Here is a 17,004-nt window from a genome sequence, read left to right as displayed (position 1 = left end):
GGGTCAGTGTGCCACCGTGGACGGCGCCTGTGCCCATCCGGTCCCGTCCCGGGTGCCCGGGACGGCGGACTGCTGCGGTGAGCTCGCCGTCAGCGCCCGGACGTGGTCGGCCAGCTCGACGAGCGCCCGCCTCGCGGCCGAGGTCGGTGCGTGCTCCGTGAGGGTCCGCCCCGCGAGGCGCGCGGCGTCGCAGGCCGCGGGGTCGTCGGGGACGAGACGGACGTCGGTGACGTTCGCGTAGCGGAGCAGGGCCTCGCGCACCGCGCTGCCGGGACGCGGCCCCACGGACGCCGCGCGGAGCCGGTTCACCACGACGACGGTCTCCGTGAACGGGGCGAGCTCGCACTCGCGGAGGTCGTCGAGCGCCCGGACGAGGCGCTGGACCCCGACGGGGTCCGCACCACCGACCACCACGACGACGTCGGCGGCTCTCAGGGCACTGAGCGTTGCGGCGTTCCGCTGCGGGGCCCTCGTGTCGTAGGAGAGCAGCTCGTCGCGCTCCAGGCTGAACCCGCAGTCGACGACCGTCCGGTCGGCGAGCTCCCGGGCCTTCTCCCAGACGACGTCGAGCGCCGAGTCGTTGATCTCGGGCCACCGCGCGGCCCTCGTGATCCCGGTGAGCACACGCAACCCCTCGGACATCTCGGGGGCGAGCCGGGCGAGGTCCTCGAGGTCGAGGGCTCCACGTCCGGCGGCCCGGCAGGCTGCGGCAAGACCCGAGGACTCGTCCAGGAGACCGGCCACCTGGGCGACGGACGCCGCGTAGGTGTCCGCGTCGACGAGGAGCGTCACGTCGTCCCGCGCGGGCGTCCGGTCGCTCGACGCGCGCCGTGCGCGGCCACGACGGTCAGGGACCCGGCAGGCGAGCTCGGCCGCGAGGGTCAGGGCGACGGTCGTACGCCCGGGCGCCCCGGCCGGACCCCAGACGGCGACGACGGCACCGGTCCGGGGGCGAGGTCGTCCGGGCGGCTGCGGCTCGTGGGAGGACCGGGCCGGGGTCGCCGTCGTCACGGTGCCAGCGTCCGCCCAGCGGTCCTCCCCGGACGGTCGTCCGGAGCCGTGGGACAGGGCCTGGGCCGGGCCAGGACGTGGTCCTTGGGCAGCTGTCGTCCTGACTGTCGCCACGAGGGTGCTGTCGAGGGCGTCCGCCGGGACGGCCGCGTCGACGCCGATGGCACCCGTGCGGGCAGCGCCGTCGGGGTCCCCCTGCGCCAGGACGGCGACGACGCGCACGCCCTCGCCGTGGAGCGCTGCGACCACGGGTCTGTCGAGCCCCGCGAGGTCCGCCGAGACGACGGCTACCGTGCCGAGGCCCGCCGCGGCGGCCGCGAGGAGCTCGGCGAGGTCGGCGCAGCGGCGCGTCACGTGGAGCCCTGCCGCGGGACTCGCGAGGAGGCTCACGACGTCCGCCTCGGCAGCTCCGCGGACCGCGCAGAGGACGGTCGTGGGCGGGGTCGCGCCGAGGCCCGTCGGCGCGGTCACGCGTCGCCCCCGGGGACGGGGAGGATGACGACGGAGCCGTCGGAGGACAGTGCTGCGAGGACCGTGGCGAGGTCCTCGTCGGGCACCAGGACGTGGACGGTCGGCGCACCGTTGACCATCAACCCTCCCCCGCCGGACTCGCGCACCTCTGCGACGACGAGGTCGCTGGCGAGCTCCACGGGGACGGGCAGCCCTGCGGCGGGGTCGACCGGGGCGGTCGTGCTCGCCCCCGGGGGGACGATCCAGAGGTCGACCAGCGCACCCGGCCTCACCTCGGAGGAGATGGCCTGGTCCACGGGCACGGTGACGGACCGGGTGCCGAGCGCGTCGGCGGTCCCCACCGCTGCCGCCGGCAGGAGCTCACCGTCCCCGACGGTGCGCAGGACCACGAGGTCGTCCGCGAGGTCCGCCGACGGCGAGAGGTAGCGCGATGCGTCGTCCCCGATACGCACGTCGACAGCGACGAGGTCCGAGGCGTCGAGCGTCTCGCCCGGCGTCACGGTGCGCGACACGGCGTACACCGACACCGTCCGGCCCGCGCTCGTGACCGCCCATGACCCGAGGGCGACCGACCCGGCGACGAGGAGGATGCCGAACGCGAGCCGCGGGTCGCGCCAACCGGGCCGTCGCAGCCGGGGCGCGGTGGGGGCCGGCAGGCCGGCGGGCGACGGTCGGACGTCGGACATCGAGGTCTCCTGTCAGGAGCGGAAGGGGCACGGTCGCGGGCGGGCGCTCGTGCGCCGCCGCCCTGCGACCACGGACATCCTGCCCGATCCCCGCCACGGCTGCTGCAGACCTGTGGACAACAGGTCCGGGAGAGCGCTCCCGTGCCAGTATTGGGCCATGCCCTCCCGGTTCCTCACGCTCGCCGACGTCACGGAGTCCCTGAACATCTCCGCTGCTCAGGCCTATGCGCTCGTCCGCAGCGGCGAGCTGCCGGCGATCCAGGTGGGTGGCCGCGGCCAGTGGCGGGTAGAGGTCACGGAGCTCGAGTCGTACATCCAACGCATGTACGCCCAGACCCGCGCGAAGGTCGAGGCGGGCGGCTTCGAGGACTGACCCGCGCAGGACGCCCGCCGAGGCGTCCTGCGCTCACGTCGAGACGACGTAGAGCACCGTCGCGAACGGCAGGACCACCCCGTCCGGGGCTCCGGCCGCACCCCGGGGCCGACCCCAGTCGTCGGCACGGGCCGACGAGATCTCCAGGTGGTCCCTACCCACCCTGTCGATCCGCCCGACGTGCTCCCGGCGGACGGTGTGCACCGCGACGACGGCCCTGTCCCGGGCAAGTCCTCGCAGCGCCCTGGAGATCCCGAGCGGGCGAGCCACCGGAGCGCCCGTGTCACCCGCCGGGGCGGAACCTCTTCCCAGTCCTCGCCACGCCTCGACGGATCGGGTCGGTAGGACCACCTCCCTGCCTCCGACGCCGAGCAGGACCCAGTCGGGGTACGTCTCCCGGAGCTCTCCCTGGAGTGTCGCGCCGTCCACGAGATCCGCGATCACCGCGCCGCCACGCGCCGCGACGAGCCGGTCCGTGAGCGTGACCGTCGCCAGCTCGGCCCGGGTGAGGTCAGCCACAGCGGCGTCACGGTCGGCGAGCTCCGTCGCCGCGAACTGGCTCGCGAGGTCGTCGAACAGCATCTCCCAGCGCATCCCCCCATCCTCTCGCGCGGCGCAAGGGGGACCACTCCCCATCCACAGGGTCGGATCTGGCTTTACTTCTTCACCCGCTCTCCAGTTAGATCAAGACACATCGAACGACACCAAACGACATCAAACGCGATGAACGGAGCGAGGATGCCAACCAGGAACGTCGGCGCGAACCACACCGACCGCCGCACGAGCGCCACCTACGGCCTCGGCAGCGGACTGCTCGGCGCGGGCGCACTGGCGGTGAGCGGGCTGCTCGCAGCGCACCTCGGTTCGGCGTGGCGCTCGTTCCCGCTCGCCGGGCTCCGGAACGGCGTCGTCAGCTCAGACACGCTCGCCCAGGCGGTCGAGCTCCCGCTCGTCCTCGTGGGTACCGCACTCGCCGCCTGGTGGGGCCTGAGCCTCCTCCTGCTGGCCGCGCTGTGCGGGGTCCGCACAGCAGGCGCGGAGAGCCGGACCCTGCTGCGCTGGATCCACGCCGTCGCCCCGGCGTTCGTCCGTCGGCTCACCGTCGTCGGCGTGGGGGCCGGGCTCGCCCTCTCCGCCGTCCCGGCGCAAGCGGTGGAGACCGTGCCCGACCTCGGATGGACATCCACCGTCACCACCGTCGACGGGTCCTCGCCCGGCAGCACCGACGACGGCCTCAGCACCGGGTTCACGGACCCAGGGACGGACCGTCCCGACCCAGGGACCTCCCCCGCACCCGCGGACGCGCCGCAGGAGAAGGTCTCACCGGTCGCCGTCCCCGTCGAGGAGGCCGACACCCCCGCCCCGAGCCCGGCTCCGGCCACCGCGACGTCCGACACCTCAGTGGTGCTCCGGTCCGGCGACTCTCTCTGGTCGGTCGCCGCGTCCCACCTCCCGGACGGGGCGACGGACGCGCAGATCGCCGAGGCATGGCCCCGGTGGTACGACGCGAACCGCGACGTCGTCGGCGACGACCCCGACCTCGTCCGGGCCGGGACAGTCCTCGTCACCCCGGAGCAGGTCGACGACGCATGACGTCTGCCACGCCCGCCCCCACACCTCACCCCCTCGCACAGGAGCACTCCATGACCGCACGCACGACTCCCCCCACCAGGCGTCCCTCCGTGACCCGGACCGTCGTCCGCGAGCCGGTGGCTCGCGAGCCGCGGACCGGACCTCTGGAGTTCACGCACACCACGTCCTCTTCGCGGGAGCTCCCCGACGAGACGGTCGAGCGCCACGGGGATCCGTTGGGCGATCCGACGCAGCTCTGCGCCGCGGTGGCCCACGCCGCCATGGAGGCGGTCCGTGGGCTCAGGCCTCTGGGGCAGCTCGCGCGCTTCGTCACCCCGGAGATCTTCGACGCCCTGCACGTCCGGGCGCAGATCCGCGAGTCGGCACGCCGACGATCCGGCGTCGCACCGAGGACGCAGGCGCGGTCCCGGGTCCTCCACGCGCGCGCCGTCCGGCTGACGGCCCGTGTCGCCGAGGCGACCGTCGTGGTCGACGACGTGGACCGCGTCCGCGCAGCCGCGGCGCGCGTCGAGGAGCACCGAGGACGGTGGCGCGTGGTCGTCCTCGAGATCGGCTGACGTCCGCCGACCTCGAGGACAGCGCTGTCAGCGCTTCTTCTTCGCCGCCCTCCGACGCGCCTCACGGTTGTCCGCGCCGGCTCCGGCCGCGGGCTCGCCACCCTCACCGGTGGTGGTCGAGGGCGGGTCCACGGTGACCGCGCCGACGGCGTCCTCGCTCGGCGCGGTGTAGCTGAGCGGCACCTGACGGTCCGGACCCTCGAGGCCCTTCGCGACGAGAACCTGCTCCCCGCCGCCGGGCTGTGCGGCCGCGGGTGTGCCGCCCGTCCCGGAGGACCCGAGCGCGAGGCCGGCAGCCGAGCCGGCGGCAGCAGCCGCACCGGCAGCGTCCACGGCGGGAGCCGCGGGCTGCACCTTGACCTCGAGGTTGAACAGGAACGCGACCGACTCCTCCTTGATGGCCTCCGTCATCGCCTGGAAGAGCAGGAAGCCCTCGCGCTGGTACTCGATGAGCGGGTCACGCTGGGCCATGGCCCGTAGACCGATGCCCTCCTTGAGGTAGTCCATCTCGTAGAGGTGCTCACGCCACTTGCGGTCGAGGACCGAGAGCACGACGCGCCGCTCCAGCTGACGCATGTTGGCCTCGCCCAGCTCCGTCTCCCGCGCGTCGTACGCGTGACGGGCGTCGGAGAGGATCTCCGTGAGGACCAGGTCGTGCGTGAGGTCGTCCAGACCACCTGCCTGCTCCACGACCTCGTCGACCGTGATGGAGACGGGGTAGACAGCACGCAGCGCGGTCCACAGGGAGTCGAGGTCCCAGTCGTGAGCCGATCCAGCGGTCGTGGCGCCTTCGACGTAGGCCGTGAGGACGTCGGAGAGGAAGTGCTGGATCTGGTCCTGCATGTCCTCACCGCTGAGCACCCGACGACGCTCGTCGTAGATCACCGTGCGCTGGCGGGACAGCACGTCGTCGTACTTGAGGACGTTCTTGCGGATCTCGAAGTTGCGGCTCTCCACCTGACCCTGGGCGCTCGCGATGCCCCGGGTGACGATCTTCGACTCGAGCGGCATGTCCTCGGGGAAGCCCGCACGCTGCATCATCGACTCGGCGAGACCGGACCCGAAGAGGCGCATGAGGTCGTCCTGCATGGACAGGTAGAAGCGGGTCTCCCCCGGGTCCCCCTGTCGGCCGGAGCGTCCTCGGAGCTGGTTGTCGATGCGCCGCGACTCGTGCCGCTCCGTGCCGAGGACGTACAGCCCGCCGAGCTCCTTGACCTCGTCGTGCTCGTCGCTCACGGCCTTCGTCGCCGCCTCGAGGGCAGCGGGCCACGCCGCCTCGTACTCCTCCGGCGTCTCCGCGGCGTCGAGCCCACGCGCCGCGAGATCCGCGACGGCCATGAACTCGGCGTTCCCGCCGAGCATGATGTCCGTGCCTCGCCCGGCCATGTTCGTCGCGACCGTCACGGCGCCCTTGCGCCCGGCCTGCGCGACGATGGACGCCTCCCTGGCGTGCTGCTTCGCGTTGAGGACCTCGTGCGGGACCCCGAACTTCTTGAGCTTCGAGGACAGCAGCTCGGACTTCTCGACGCTCGTGGTGCCCACGAGGACCGGCTGGCCCTTGGCGTGCCGCTCGACGATGTCCTCGACGACCGCGTTGAACTTGCCCTCCTCGTTCTTGTAGACGAGGTCGGGCTGGTCGATGCGCTGCATGTCGCGGTTGGTGGGGATCGGGACGACGCCCAGGCTGTACGTGCCCTGGAACTCCGCGGCCTCCGTCTCCGCGGTACCGGTCATGCCGCCGAGCTTGTCGTAGAGCCGGAAGTAGTTCTGGAGGGTGATCGTGGCGAGCGTCTGGTTCTCGGCCTTGATGGCGACGCCCTCCTTCGCCTCGATGGCCTGGTGCATGCCCTCGTTGTAGCGGCGTCCCGCGAGGATGCGGCCCGTGTGCTCGTCGACGATGAGGACCTCGCCCTTGAGGACCACGTAGTCCTTGTCGCGCTTGAAGAGCTCCTTGGCCTTGATGGCGTTGTTGAGGAACCCGATGAGCGGGGTGTTCAAGGACTCGTAGAGGTTGTCGATCCCGAGGTAGTCCTCGACCTTGGCGATGCCGGGCTCGAGGACGCCGACGGTGCGCTTCTTCTCGTCGACCTCGTAGTCCTCGTCCGCGACGAGGCGGCGGGCCACGCGGGCGAACTCCCCGTACCACTTGTTGGTGTCGCCGGAGGCCGGGCCGGAGATGATGAGCGGCGTCCGGGCCTCGTCGATGAGGATCGAGTCGACCTCGTCGACGACCGCGAAGTTGTGGCCGCGCTGCACGAGGTCGTCGGGCGACCACGCCATGTTGTCGCGCAGGTAGTCGAAGCCGAACTCGTTGTTCGTGCCGTACGTGATGTCCTTCGCGTACTGCTCGCGACGCTCGGCAGGCGTCTGACCGGAGACGATGCATCCCGTGGTCATCCCGAGGAAGCGGAACACGCGGCCCATGAGGTCGCTCTGGTACTGGGCGAGGTAGTCGTTCACCGTGACGACGTGCACGCCCTTGCCGGAGAGCGCGTTGAGGTACGCCGGGAGGGTGGCGACGAGGGTCTTGCCCTCACCGGTCCGCATCTCCGCGATGTTCCCGAGGTGCAGGGCGGCGCCGCCCATGAGCTGCACGTCGAAGTGCCGTTGCCCGAGGGTCCGGCGCGACGCCTCCCGGACGGCCGCGAAAGCCTCCGGCAGGATCTCGTCGAGCGTGGTGCCGTTGGCGATGCGCTCACGGAACCGGTCGGTCTCCTCGCGCAGCTCCTCGTCGGTGAGGGCCTCGAAGCTCTCCTCGAGCGCGTTGACCTGCTTGGCCAGTCCGGACAGCTTCTTGAGGATCCGACCCTCGCCGAAGCGCAGGACCTTCTCGAGGATCGCAACCACGCAGTACTCCCGGTTCGAGTGTTCGCTCTCTCGCCCGGGTCGGAGGACGCGGACGACGTACAACGATCCATCGTATGGCAGGCGGGCGGCGGACCGTCACATCCCGCGCCCCGCGCGCTCACCCGGCCGGACCCGATACGCCGGTCGGACGGAGCCCTGCCGCACGGTCAGTCCCTGGCGGCGACGGCTCGGCGGAGGGCGGGCGCGAGGTCCCCGTCCTCGACGACGAGGACGTCGTCGAGGTCCAGCCACCGGGCGAGCGTCCACAGCTCCGCCGCGAGGTGCCGCGGGGTCTCGGGTGTCACCCCCGGGTCGGTGTGAGCGGACAGGACCCGGAGGACCTTCGCCTGGCGGTCGGCCTTGAGGTCCACCCGTGCGGTGACGTGCTCGCCCTCGAGGAACGGCAGGACGTAGTAGCCGTGCCTCCGCTGGGGTGCGGGTACGTAGATCTCGATGCGGTAGTGGGTGCCGAAGAGCTCGGCGAGGCGGCGGCGCTCGAACACCAGGGGGTCGAAGGGGCTCAGGAGGGTGCGTGCCCGCGCCGTCCGCGGTGTCCGGGCGTCGCGGTGGACGAACGTGGGGCGGTCCCAGCCGCGGACGACCACGGGCTCCACGACCCCGTCCTCGACGAGCTCCTCGACGGCGGCCCGTGCGGGTGCCGTACGGAGCCTGAAGTAGTCGGCGAAGCACCGGACCGTCCCCACGCCGTGCGCCCGGGCCGCGATCTCGACCAGCGAACGCACGGCGTCGCGCTCCTCGACAGCCGGGGCCGCCAGCACGGCGGCGGGCAGGACGCGCTCGGTGAGGTCGTACCGTCGGGCGAAGGTGGCGGTCCGTCCCGCGGACGTCACCTCGCCGGCGAAGAAGAGGAGCTCGAGGGCTCGTTTCGCGACCGTCCAGTTCCAGCCCCAGGCGCCGGTGTCCCGCTGGTGCACCGTGGTGAGGCGCTGCTCCACCTCGGCGGCCGTCAGGGGTCCGTGCACCCGGACCACGTCGCGCACCTCGTCCACGACCGAGCCGTGCTCCGTGGCCGCCGACCTGACGGACCCCCACGCCTCGGTGGCGTAGCGGCGCTGGCGCCACTCGAGGAGCCGGTACGTGCCGGGCGGGACGAGCGAGGCCTCGTGCGCCCAGTACTCGACCAGGCGCCGAGGCGCACGGCTCGACGCCCTGTCGAGGACCGCGGTGTCGTACGGCCCGAGGCGCGAGAAGACCGGCACGAGGTGGGCACGGGCGAGGACGTTCACCGAGTCGATCTGCAGGAGCCCGAGTCGCTCGACGACCCGGTGGACCCGCGCGGTGCTCGCGGTCCGTGGCACGTCGGTCGTACCCGTGGTGGGCGTGGCGGGGTGGGGCTCCGGTCGTGAGGCCGCCAGACCCTGCGCGGCGAGGGCGGTCCGTCGGGCCTGGCCGAGCGTCATCGTCCTCGTCGGGCGCGGACCTGGTGAGCTGTGCATGGTCCGATCCTGCCCGGCCCCACCCACGCCCGCGGCGCCGGCACGGTGGACGCGCCGACGGCGCGAGGCTCGTCGCCCCGCGCCGTCGGTGTCGCTCGCTCCGCCCGAGGGGTTCCGGGCGGCAGCGTGGGTCAGTCGGTCCCCGAGGCCTTCTCCTGCGCGCACGAGGCGTCGAGGGCGATCACGCCGTAGCTCCAGCCGCGGCGGCGGTAGGCGACGGACGGGCGGGACGTCTCGGCGTCGATGAAGAGGAAGAAGTCGTGACCGACCATCTCCATCTCGTAGAGCGCGTCGTCGATGGAGATCGGCGAGGCGCTGTGGAGCTTCTGGCGGATGACCACGGGCGAGTCGCCCAGCTGGGTCTCGACGGCCTCACCCGGTCCGCTGGGGGACGTCGGAGCGGGGGGCGTGGGCTCCGGCTCGGGGACGTACGGCCGGACGTCGGCGGTGTCCGCGGGGGTGGGCTGACGGAAGCGGTTCTTCTTGCGGTCGTGCGCGCGGCGGAGGCGCTCGGAGAGCTTGTTCATCGCGAGGTCCAGCGCCCCGAACCGGTCGTCCGCAGCGGCCTCGGCGCGGATCACGGGGCCCTTGTCGCGGACCGTCAGCTCGACGCGCTCGCGCACGCCGGACTGCCTGGGGTTGTTCTCGTGAGTGACCTCGACGTCCACGCGCTGTGCGGTGGGTGCGAGCTGCTCGACCTTGGCGAGCTTGTCCTCGACGTGCTGGCGAAAGCGGTCGGCCACCTCGGTGTGCCTACCGACGACGACGATCTCCATGTGAGCCTCCAGAGGAGTGAGGGCGTTCTCCGCCCGATGATCAGATGTGCGGCGCCCTTCCGGGTGCCCGGTCCGGACCACCTCCCCACGCTGTCGAGATCTTGCTCCAGGCTAACCCTCCGTCAGGGGTCTGCGCAGAGGCGCGAGGGTGATCCGGCGGTCGTGTCCGGCGCGGGGGTGGCTGCGACGACGATCCCTGCGACCAAGGTCCCACCTGCGACGCGGACCGCCCTGGCGCACTCGGCCAGGGTGGCTCCCGTGGTGAGCACGTCGTCGACGAGGACCGTGACCGCTCCCGTGTCCGGACGGGTGCGCCGCCGGGTGCGGACGCTGCCGCTGAGGTTCCTACCCCGGGCCCTGGCGCCGAGCCCCACCTGGTCGCGAGCGCCCCGGGCGGCCCGCGGGGCGTGCTCGAGCGCGTCCACGGCGCGCACCTCGACGCCCCTGGACGCCCAGCGGTCGGCAAGATGCTCCGCGACCTCACGGGCGAGGGTGCGGACGGGCTCCCGGCCGCGCCTGCGCCGCGACGCCCGCGTCGACGGCACGGGCACCACCTGGACGGCAGCTCCGGGCGGGACGGACCTCAGGAGGTCGACCGACGCGGCGTCCACGGTGCGCCGGACGGCAGTCGCGAGGACTCCGTCGAGGTCGGTGCGGCCCCGGTCCTTCCACCCGACGACCACGCCACGGACGGTCCCCGAGTACGCGGCCGTCGCCCAGACCGGCCACAGGGGCGAGCCGTCGACGGGGTCGAGGCGGGGTGCGTCGTGCTCGACCCGGCGGACAGGTCCGCGCAGCAGGGACCCGCAGGGCTCGCAGAGCGTGACGTCGAAGGCACCGCACCCGGCGCACGACAGGGGGACGACCGCTCGGGCGAGGTCGCGCAGGGCACGGGGGATGTCGAGGACCACGCGCTGATCGTGGACCACGACGAAGGCCGTAGGCCCGGGTGGCAGCCGCGGTGGGGACGGACGGCGAACCGCCCGGCCTGTGGTGGACGTCCGTCAGCCCGGGAAGGTCGGCAGCTGCACCCCGGTGGCCACCGTCGACCACGTGGTCCCCGTCGACGACCTCCCCAGGAGGTCGCCCTCGGCCGTCGCGACGTACACGGAGCGCAGCCCGCGGCCCGCCGCGATCGCGACCGCGTCGTCGACGCCGGACAGCGCCTCCGACCGCCCCGCGAGCGGCACCGAGTGGAAGGTGCGCAGGCCGGAGGAGCCCACCGTGGCCAGGACCCCCAGGGTGGACTCGTCGACCCACACGACCTGGTCGGGGTCCTGCACGGTCGCGCCGATCGGCGTCGCGTCCGAGAGTCGCTGCGGGGCGGCGGCGTCGTCGCGGACGATCCCCGCCACGTCGACCTGGCTCACGCCCGCCTGGCTCGAGACGACCGCGACGCGCGCGCCGTCGAGGGCGACACGGACCGACTCCACGGTGCGCCCCGACAGCCAGTCCGCCGCGACCTCGACGACCGACCCGTCCGGTCCGACCGCCACGAGCCCCTCACCCTCGGCCCCCTCCCCCGTCCACACCCATCCGAACCTGTCGACCGACGGGGCGAGGAGCCGCGTCCCGGTGAGCAGCGCGACCGACTCCTGCGCCTCGGTGGGCAGGGTCCGCACCGCCGTCGAGCCGGACCGGTAGACGCCGCCCGACCCGTCCGGGTGGACCGCGAGCGCCGTGACGTCCCCGGTGAGGGGGAGGATCCCGGGCACGGGTTCGACCTCGCGGCCCTGGAGCGTGCTCACCACGCCGTCGGCGAGGACCCACACGGAGGTGGAGGGGTCGGGGTCGCGCTCGGGGTCGACCTCTTCGGCGACCGTGAGCGGCACCGAGCTCGCGAAGATCTCGACGGCACGCACGCCACGCAGGCGCAGCAGCACGGCCTCGAGCTGGGCCTGGAGCATCGCCCTCTCCTGGGGGTCGGCGGCGAGGACGTCCTGGGTGAGGTCGACGCGGGCGACGCCGTCGACGACGGTCACGGCGTCGACGACGAGCCGGGTGCCGTCGGGGACGGCGGTGACGACGGAGTCCCGCAACCACTCGGAGGGGCCGGTGAGGAGCCCGTTCACCGCGTACGAGGGGGTGTTGCTCGTCGGGTACCACCGCACCTCGGGCACGAGGAGCTCGCCGTCGGAGGTCGGGAAGTAGAGGCTGGTGGGGCGGTAGGACGAGACGAAGATGTTCAGCGCCACGTAGAGGCCGTCCTCGACGAGGACGATGCGCCACTGGTCCTGCGCGTCGCGCTCGAGCGTGAAGACGAGGTCCTGCTGGGAGCCGGGGGGCGCCTCGGTGTAGCGGCCCGTGCTGTCGAGCGTGGAGACGACGGACACGGATCCCTGGAGGATCGCGTCGTCCGTGTCGACGGTGCCGTCCGTGCCGTCGGTGGGCCCGTCCGTCGCGTCGTCGGTCGTGTCCCCTCCGGTCGTGGGTCCGGCGGTCTGGTCGATCTCGGCCTCCCCCGAGTAGACGACCGTCCGTGCGGAGGGGTCCCAGGACCGGGCGGCCTCGCCCCCGAGGTACTCGCGTGCCACGGACCAGTCGTCGTTGAGCCCTGCGGCCTGGGCGGCGAGGAAGCCCTCGACGACGGCCTGGGGGCTGGCGTCCACCGGCGGACCGTAGGCGCGCAGGTAGATGGGACCGAGCTCGGTGACCGACACGTCGCCGCGCTGGACGGGGCCGTCGACGGGGATGCGTGCGCACCCCGCGACGAGGAGGGCGCACAGGACGACGAGCGCGGTCCGGGCGCGGGCTGCGGTGGTCATGGGTGCTCTCCTCGGTCCGGGGCGTGGTGCGTCACGGGCACGGTCGACAGCGCGTCGAGCGCCGGGAGCGTCGCTGGCCCGTGCTCCTCGTGGGGGCGGGGGTCATCGCCCCGCTCGAGGGGCTCGGCGCCCACGAGCTCGACGGGCGACCCGGCGAGGACGATCCCGGCGCGGCGCGGGAGGGTGAGGCGGAACGCGGCCCCCTGCCGCGGGCGACCCCAGGCGTCGAGCCAGCCACCGTGGAGCAGGGCGTCCTCGAGCGAGATCGCGAGACCGAGGCCGGTCCCGCCCGTGGTCCGCGCACGTGCCGGGTCGGCCCGCCAGAAGCGGTCGAAGACGTGCTCGACGTCGTCCTTCGCCATGCCGATGCCGTGGTCGCGCACGTGGACCGCGACCGCCTGGGCGTTGGCTGCGACGCGCACCTCGACGGGGCCGTTCTCCGCGTGCTCGATCGCGTTGACGAGGAGGTTGCGCACGATGCGCTCGACCCGCCGGGGGTCGATGTCGGCCGTCGCGGAGCCCTCGCAGTAGGTCGCGCTGAGCCACACGCCCTTGTGCTCCGCGAGGGGCATGGCCTGGTCGATGGCCGAGGTGACGACGTCCCTGAGATCGCGGGACTCGGCGTCGAGGACGGCGGCTCCCGCATCGAAGCGGCTGATCTCGAGGAGGTCCGCGAGGAGGTCCTCGAAGCGGTCGAGCTGGGTCTGGAGGAGCTCGGCGGACCGCTTGAGGACGGGGTCGAGGTCGTCGCGGTGGGCGTAGATCATCTCGCTCGCCATGCGGACGGTCGTCAGCGGTGTGCGCAGCTCGTGGGACACGTCGGACACGAAGCGGCGCTGGAGTGTGGAGAGCTCGTCGAGCCGCTGGATCTGGTCCTGGAGGCTCGCGGCCATCTCGTTGAAGGACCGGGCGAGGGTGGCCATCTCGTCCTCGCCACGGACGGGGAGCCGCTCGCCGAGGTGACCGTCGGCGAGGCGCTCGGCGACCTCGGCGGCGCGCTGGACGGGCTTGACGGCCTGCCGCGTCACCGTCCACGTGATGACGGCGAGGATGGTGATGAGGACGGCACCCGCGATGCCGAGGACCTGCTGCACGAAGGCGAGCGTGGTCTCCTCGGGTTCCATGGAGTAGAGGAAGTAGAGCTCGTAGGTGCCCGCGACGGGGACGTCGACGGTGGCCCCGACGATGACGCCGGGGACCTCCTGCCCGTCGACCGGCACCGCCACCGACTGCCAGCGCTGCCCGTCACCGGTGGAGGTCGACGCGCGCAGGTCGGCGCTGACGAGCGGCGCGAGCTGCGGAGCGGTGCTCGGGTCGAGGACCGACGCGGGGGCGGTGCTCCCCGTCGCGCGCCACAGGAACACCTCGCGCCCGGCGGACCCCCCCGCCTGGAGGACGGGGAGGGTGTCGTTGAGCAAGGACTGGACCTGCGTGGTGCCCGTGGCGGGCGCCGACGTGAAGGTCGCCTGGGCCTGGGCGGTGGACCGGGCGCTCTCGAGGAGCACCTCCTCGAGGCGCTGCTCGAAGAGCCCGTCGCGGATGGTGGACGAGAGGTACGTGCTGAGCAACGCCACGGCGACGACGCCGATGGTCAGCGCGGAGGACGTGACACGCAGCTGCATGGAGGACCGCCACGCGAGGGTGGCCCGGCGCCCGCGGCGCCGGACGCGGGCCGCGGTGCGGCGGACGGCGCGGCGGGCGCGCCGCAGGACGTCCCTCATACCTGGGCGGCGCCTGCCTTGTACCCGACGCCGCGGACGGTGAGCACGATCTCGGGGACCTCCGGGTCGTGCTCGATCTTGGACCGCAGCCGCTGGACGTGGACGTTCACCAGCCGTGTGTCGGCCGCGTGCCGGTACCCCCACACCTTCTCGAGGAGCACCTCGCGCGAGAAGACCTGCCACGGTTTGCGGGCGAGGGCCACGAGGAGGTCGAACTCGAGCGGCGTCAGCGGGATCTGCTCGCCGGCGCGCACGACGCGGTGGCCGGTGACGTCGATCTCGAGGTCGCCGATGGTGAGCCGTTCCGGGGCGGGTTCGTCGGTGCGGCGCAGTCGCGCGCGGATCCGTGCGACGAGCTCCTTGGGCTTGAAGGGCTTGGAGATGTAGTCGTCGGCCCCGGACTCGAGACCGAGGACCACGTCGACGGTGTCGCTCTTGGCGGTGAGCATGATCACGGGGACGCCCGACTCGTTGCGGATCTGGCGGCACACCTCGGTGCCGTCCTTGCCCGGCAGCATGAGGTCGAGGAGCACCAGGTCGGGTGCCGACCCGCGGAACACGTCGATCGCCGAGTCGCCGTCCGCGCAGAACACGGTGTCGAAGCCCTCGCTCCTGAGGACCAGCCCGATCATCTCGGCCAGAGCGGTGTCGTCGTCAACCACCAGCACACGTGACTTCATGCGGTCATGATGCCACCTCCTGCACACGGTGGAGGGGTTCGACGTGGCACGATGGGCGGGCCTGGACCTTTTCAGCCGTGGCACCGAGGACAGACGCCGAGAATGAGGTTGACCGACCGATGACGACCCCCGACGAGACGCCTGCGCGCACGCCCGGCCAGGAGCCCGGTCCGTCCCGCGGGGACGACGCCGCGAGCGCCCCCATCCGTTTCTCGCCGCCCTCCGGAGCGGGCCCGTCGGACGACGGATCGGGTTCCTCCCCCGTGGTCGCGCCCACCGCCTCGACCGGGTGGGGCGCGCCGGCCGAGCCGCCCGGCTACGCGAGCCCCGACTACGGGCGCTACTCGCCCGGTGGGGCGAGCGGGTACGCAGAGCCCGGGAAGCCCGGCCAGCCCGGGCACCCGCCCCAGGGGTACGGGCCGCTCACCGGTTTCGGGGGCGCGCCCTTCCGGCCGCTCGCGGCCCGCCCGGGGATCATCCCGCTGCGACCGCTCGGGCTCGGCGAGATCTACGACGGGGCGTTCGGTGCCATCCGCGCCAACCCGAAGGTCATGCTCGGGGTCGTCGCCCTGGTCATCTCCGCAGCGACGGCGGTCGCGGTCGCCCTCGGGTACATCCTCGCCCCGACCGTGAACCTGTGGCTCGACGGTGCGGTCGGGGACGTCGACCCCACCGGTGAGCTCGGCCTCACCGGCATGGGCGGGAGCCTGTCGAGCTCCGTCCTCCAGAGCCTCATGGTCTCGCTGGCGTCGATCATCACCACGGGCGTCCTCATCGTCGCCATCGGCCGGGCGGTCCTCGGGCGCTCGTTCACCGTCACCGAGCTCTGGTCGGAGGTCCGGGGGAAGGTCGTCGGGCTCGTGGTGATCGCCCTGGTCCCCGGGCTGCTCATCGGTGTCGTGACCGTCGTCGCCGTGCTCGCCATCGCCGCCGCCGGCGCGAGCGGGTCCGAGGGCCTCCTCGTGATCGTCTCGCTCCTCGCGCTCCTCGGCCTCGTCGCGGCGGCCGCGTGGGTGACGGTCCGCCTGCTCCTCGCCCCCGCCGCGTACGTCCTCGAGGGCCAGGGCCTGCTCGCCGCGCTGAAGCGCGGCTGGACGGTGAGCCGACGCTCCTTCTGGCGACTCCTCGGCATCTACGTCCTGTCGGTGATCATCACGAACATCGTCTCGAGCGCGATCGTGTACCCGGCGGCCCTGGTCGCCGGACTCGTCCTCAGCGACCCGAACGGCTGGGGGTACATCGTCGTGACCGCCGTGGCGCAGGCCGTCGCCTACACGATCACCACGACGTTCCTGTCGTCCGTCGTCGCCCTGCTGTACATCGACGTGCGGATGCGTCGCGAGGGCCTCGACGTCGAGCTGGCCGCGGCGGCCGACGCCTCCTGATGGTCCTCGCGCAGCCCGCGGTCGTGGGAGAGGTCCCGGTGGACCCGGACGCGGCGACGGCCCGCCGGTGGCTCCAGGACGAGCTCACCGACGCCGTCTACCACGACCGGCCGTCCCTCCTCGAACGGTTCGTCAGCTGGCTCGGCAGCCTCTTCGACGGCGTGTCCGTCGCGGGTCTCGACGGCCTGTGGGCCGCGCTCGTCGTCGTCGGGGCGGTCCTCGCCGTCGCGGCCGTGGCGCTCTACGTCGCCGGACCGGTGCGTCGCAGCGGGAGCGCCCGACGCGCGCCGGTGCTCGCCGAGGACGACACCCGCTCGGCGGACGACCTGCGGGCCGCCGCCGCCGTGGCAGCGGCCCGCGGGGACCTCCACGCGGCGACGCTCGACGCGTTCCGTGCCGTGGTGCGCCGCAGCGAGGAACGCGTCCTGCTCGACCCGCGCCCCGGGCGGACCGCCCACGAGGCTGCGACGGAGCTCGCCTCGCGGCTCCCCACGGTCGCCCCCGCCCTGGCCCGCGGCGCCCAGGAGTTCGACGCCCTGCTCTACGGCCGGTCGTCCACCGCCGACCATGCCCTGTACGTCCGGACGTGCGAGCTCGACGACGCCGCGGCCGCGACGACGCCCACCCTCCCCGCCCGGCAGGGCACACCCCTCTCGGTGGGGGCACCGTGACGGCTGCGACG

At 73.2% G+C, this 17,004-nt stretch carries 15 protein-coding genes; 5 read left to right on the top strand and 10 right to left on the bottom strand.

The genetic code is table 11. From position 1 onward, the window contains the following. Window positions 1-3: 3 nt before the first annotated feature. Together JAV76_RS13550 and JAV76_RS13545 are read right to left on the bottom strand one after the other, a co-directional pair. Entirely contained in the window at window positions 4-1,482 is a 1,479-nt protein-coding gene (locus JAV76_RS13550) for a CpaE/TadZ family protein (protein ID WP_198734607.1), read from the bottom strand. Then, window positions 1,479-2,168 (bottom strand): CpaB family protein, encoded by a 690-nt coding sequence (locus JAV76_RS13545; protein WP_198734606.1) that lies wholly within the window; start codon window positions 2,166-2,168, stop codon window positions 1,479-1,481. Before JAV76_RS13545 ends, JAV76_RS13550 begins: the two co-directional genes overlap by 4 nt. A 157-nt stretch (window positions 2,169-2,325) precedes the next feature. Here JAV76_RS13545 and JAV76_RS13540 point away from each other — a divergent pair, with 157 nt between their 5' ends. Beyond that, a complete protein-coding gene (locus JAV76_RS13540) occupies window positions 2,326-2,541 on the top strand; it encodes a helix-turn-helix domain-containing protein (RefSeq protein ID WP_198734605.1) in 216 nt (71 codons plus the stop codon). A 33-nt stretch (window positions 2,542-2,574) separates the two neighbouring features. Here the strand turns inward: JAV76_RS13540 and JAV76_RS13535 are convergent, their stop codons facing one another. Further along, window positions 2,575-3,135 carry a hypothetical protein gene (locus tag JAV76_RS13535; protein WP_198734604.1) on the bottom strand — a complete coding sequence of 187 codons (561 nt, stop codon included), beginning with the start codon at window positions 3,133-3,135 and terminating at the stop codon, window positions 2,575-2,577. Window positions 3,136-3,279: 144 nt separating this feature from the next. Between JAV76_RS13535 and JAV76_RS13530 the strand changes: the two genes are divergently transcribed. Next, a complete protein-coding gene (locus tag JAV76_RS13530; RefSeq protein WP_198734603.1) occupies window positions 3,280-4,134 on the top strand; it encodes a LysM peptidoglycan-binding domain-containing protein in 855 nt (284 codons plus the stop codon). Window positions 4,135-4,184: 50 nt separating this feature from the next. Continuing rightward, window positions 4,185-4,691 (top strand): Rv3235 family protein, encoded by a 507-nt coding sequence (locus tag JAV76_RS13525; RefSeq protein ID WP_198734602.1) that lies wholly within the window; start codon window positions 4,185-4,187, stop codon window positions 4,689-4,691. Window positions 4,692-4,718: 27 nt separating this feature from the next. Here JAV76_RS13525 and secA read toward each other — a convergent pair whose 3' ends face one another. From secA to mtrA, 7 genes are all read right to left on the bottom strand, one after another. Beyond that, window positions 4,719-7,538, bottom strand: coding sequence for a preprotein translocase subunit SecA (gene secA / locus JAV76_RS13520; protein ID WP_198734601.1), 2,820 nt, complete (start codon window positions 7,536-7,538; stop codon window positions 4,719-4,721). A gap of 167 nt (window positions 7,539-7,705) precedes the next feature. Further along, window positions 7,706-8,995, bottom strand: coding sequence for a winged helix-turn-helix domain-containing protein (locus JAV76_RS13515; RefSeq protein WP_198734600.1), 1,290 nt, complete (start codon window positions 8,993-8,995; stop codon window positions 7,706-7,708). 131 nt (window positions 8,996-9,126) lie between these two features. Beyond that, window positions 9,127-9,771 (bottom strand): ribosome hibernation-promoting factor, HPF/YfiA family, encoded by a 645-nt coding sequence (gene hpf / locus JAV76_RS13510; protein WP_198734599.1) that lies wholly within the window; start codon window positions 9,769-9,771, stop codon window positions 9,127-9,129. A gap of 122 nt (window positions 9,772-9,893) precedes the next feature. Further along, on the bottom strand, window positions 9,894-10,682 hold the full coding sequence (locus JAV76_RS13505; protein ID WP_307844240.1) for a ComF family protein: 789 nt from the start codon (window positions 10,680-10,682) through the stop codon (window positions 9,894-9,896). A gap of 93 nt (window positions 10,683-10,775) precedes the next feature. Then, window positions 10,776-12,536: an LpqB family beta-propeller domain-containing protein gene (locus tag JAV76_RS13500; protein WP_198734598.1), complete on the bottom strand. Its 1,761-nt coding sequence runs from the start codon at window positions 12,534-12,536 to the stop codon at window positions 10,776-10,778. Next, window positions 12,533-14,257 carry an MtrAB system histidine kinase MtrB gene (gene mtrB, locus JAV76_RS13495; protein ID WP_230402316.1) on the bottom strand — a complete coding sequence of 575 codons (1,725 nt, stop codon included), beginning with the start codon at window positions 14,255-14,257 and terminating at the stop codon, window positions 12,533-12,535. The genes JAV76_RS13500 and mtrB overlap by 4 nt, the downstream gene beginning before the upstream one ends. Further along, entirely contained in the window at window positions 14,254-14,937 is a 684-nt protein-coding gene (gene mtrA, locus JAV76_RS13490) for an MtrAB system response regulator MtrA (RefSeq protein WP_198734597.1), read from the bottom strand. The genes mtrB and mtrA overlap by 4 nt, the downstream gene beginning before the upstream one ends. A gap of 119 nt (window positions 14,938-15,056) precedes the next feature. On the opposite strand from mtrA, the gene JAV76_RS13485 reads away from it, so the two are divergent. Beyond that, complete coding sequence (locus JAV76_RS13485; protein WP_198734596.1) at window positions 15,057-16,322, top strand: DUF7847 domain-containing protein; 1,266 nt, start codon at window positions 15,057-15,059, stop codon at window positions 16,320-16,322. Next, window positions 16,322-16,993 (top strand): DUF4129 domain-containing protein, encoded by a 672-nt coding sequence (locus JAV76_RS13480; RefSeq protein ID WP_198734595.1) that lies wholly within the window; start codon window positions 16,322-16,324, stop codon window positions 16,991-16,993. The genes JAV76_RS13485 and JAV76_RS13480 overlap by 1 nt, the downstream gene beginning before the upstream one ends. Window positions 16,994-17,004 lie beyond the last annotated feature (11 nt).

The organism is Sanguibacter suaedae (assembly GCF_016342785.1).
GTDB classification, from domain to species: domain Bacteria; phylum Actinomycetota; class Actinomycetes; order Actinomycetales; family Cellulomonadaceae; genus Sanguibacter; species Sanguibacter suaedae.
This window is presented reverse-complemented; position numbering and strand designations above follow the sequence as displayed.

Bases quoted from the DNA above. Each gene is read 5' to 3' on its own strand.
- JAV76_RS13545 (WP_198734606.1), bottom strand. From the start codon at position 2,168: ATGTCCGACGTCCGACCGTCGCCCGCCGGCCTGCCGGCCCCCACCGCG.
- JAV76_RS13540 (WP_198734605.1), top strand. From the start codon at position 2,326: ATGCCCTCCCGGTTCCTCACGCTCGCCGACGTCACGGAGTCCCTGAAC.
- JAV76_RS13535 (WP_198734604.1), bottom strand. From the start codon at position 3,135: ATGCGCTGGGAGATGCTGTTCGACGACCTCGCGAGCCAGTTCGCGGCG.
- JAV76_RS13530 (WP_198734603.1), top strand. From the start codon at position 3,280: ATGCCAACCAGGAACGTCGGCGCGAACCACACCGACCGCCGCACGAGC.
- JAV76_RS13525 (WP_198734602.1), top strand. From the start codon at position 4,185: ATGACCGCACGCACGACTCCCCCCACCAGGCGTCCCTCCGTGACCCGG.
- JAV76_RS13515 (WP_198734600.1), bottom strand. From the start codon at position 8,995: ATGCACAGCTCACCAGGTCCGCGCCCGACGAGGACGATGACGCTCGGC.
- hpf (WP_198734599.1), bottom strand. From the start codon at position 9,771: ATGGAGATCGTCGTCGTCGGTAGGCACACCGAGGTGGCCGACCGCTTT.
- JAV76_RS13500 (WP_198734598.1), bottom strand. From the start codon at position 12,536: ATGACCACCGCAGCCCGCGCCCGGACCGCGCTCGTCGTCCTGTGCGCC.
- mtrB (WP_230402316.1), bottom strand. From the start codon at position 14,257: ATGAGGGACGTCCTGCGGCGCGCCCGCCGCGCCGTCCGCCGCACCGCG.
- mtrA (WP_198734597.1), bottom strand. From the start codon at position 14,937: ATGAAGTCACGTGTGCTGGTGGTTGACGACGACACCGCTCTGGCCGAG.
- JAV76_RS13485 (WP_198734596.1), top strand. From the start codon at position 15,057: ATGACGACCCCCGACGAGACGCCTGCGCGCACGCCCGGCCAGGAGCCC.
- JAV76_RS13480 (WP_198734595.1), top strand. From the start codon at position 16,322: ATGGTCCTCGCGCAGCCCGCGGTCGTGGGAGAGGTCCCGGTGGACCCG.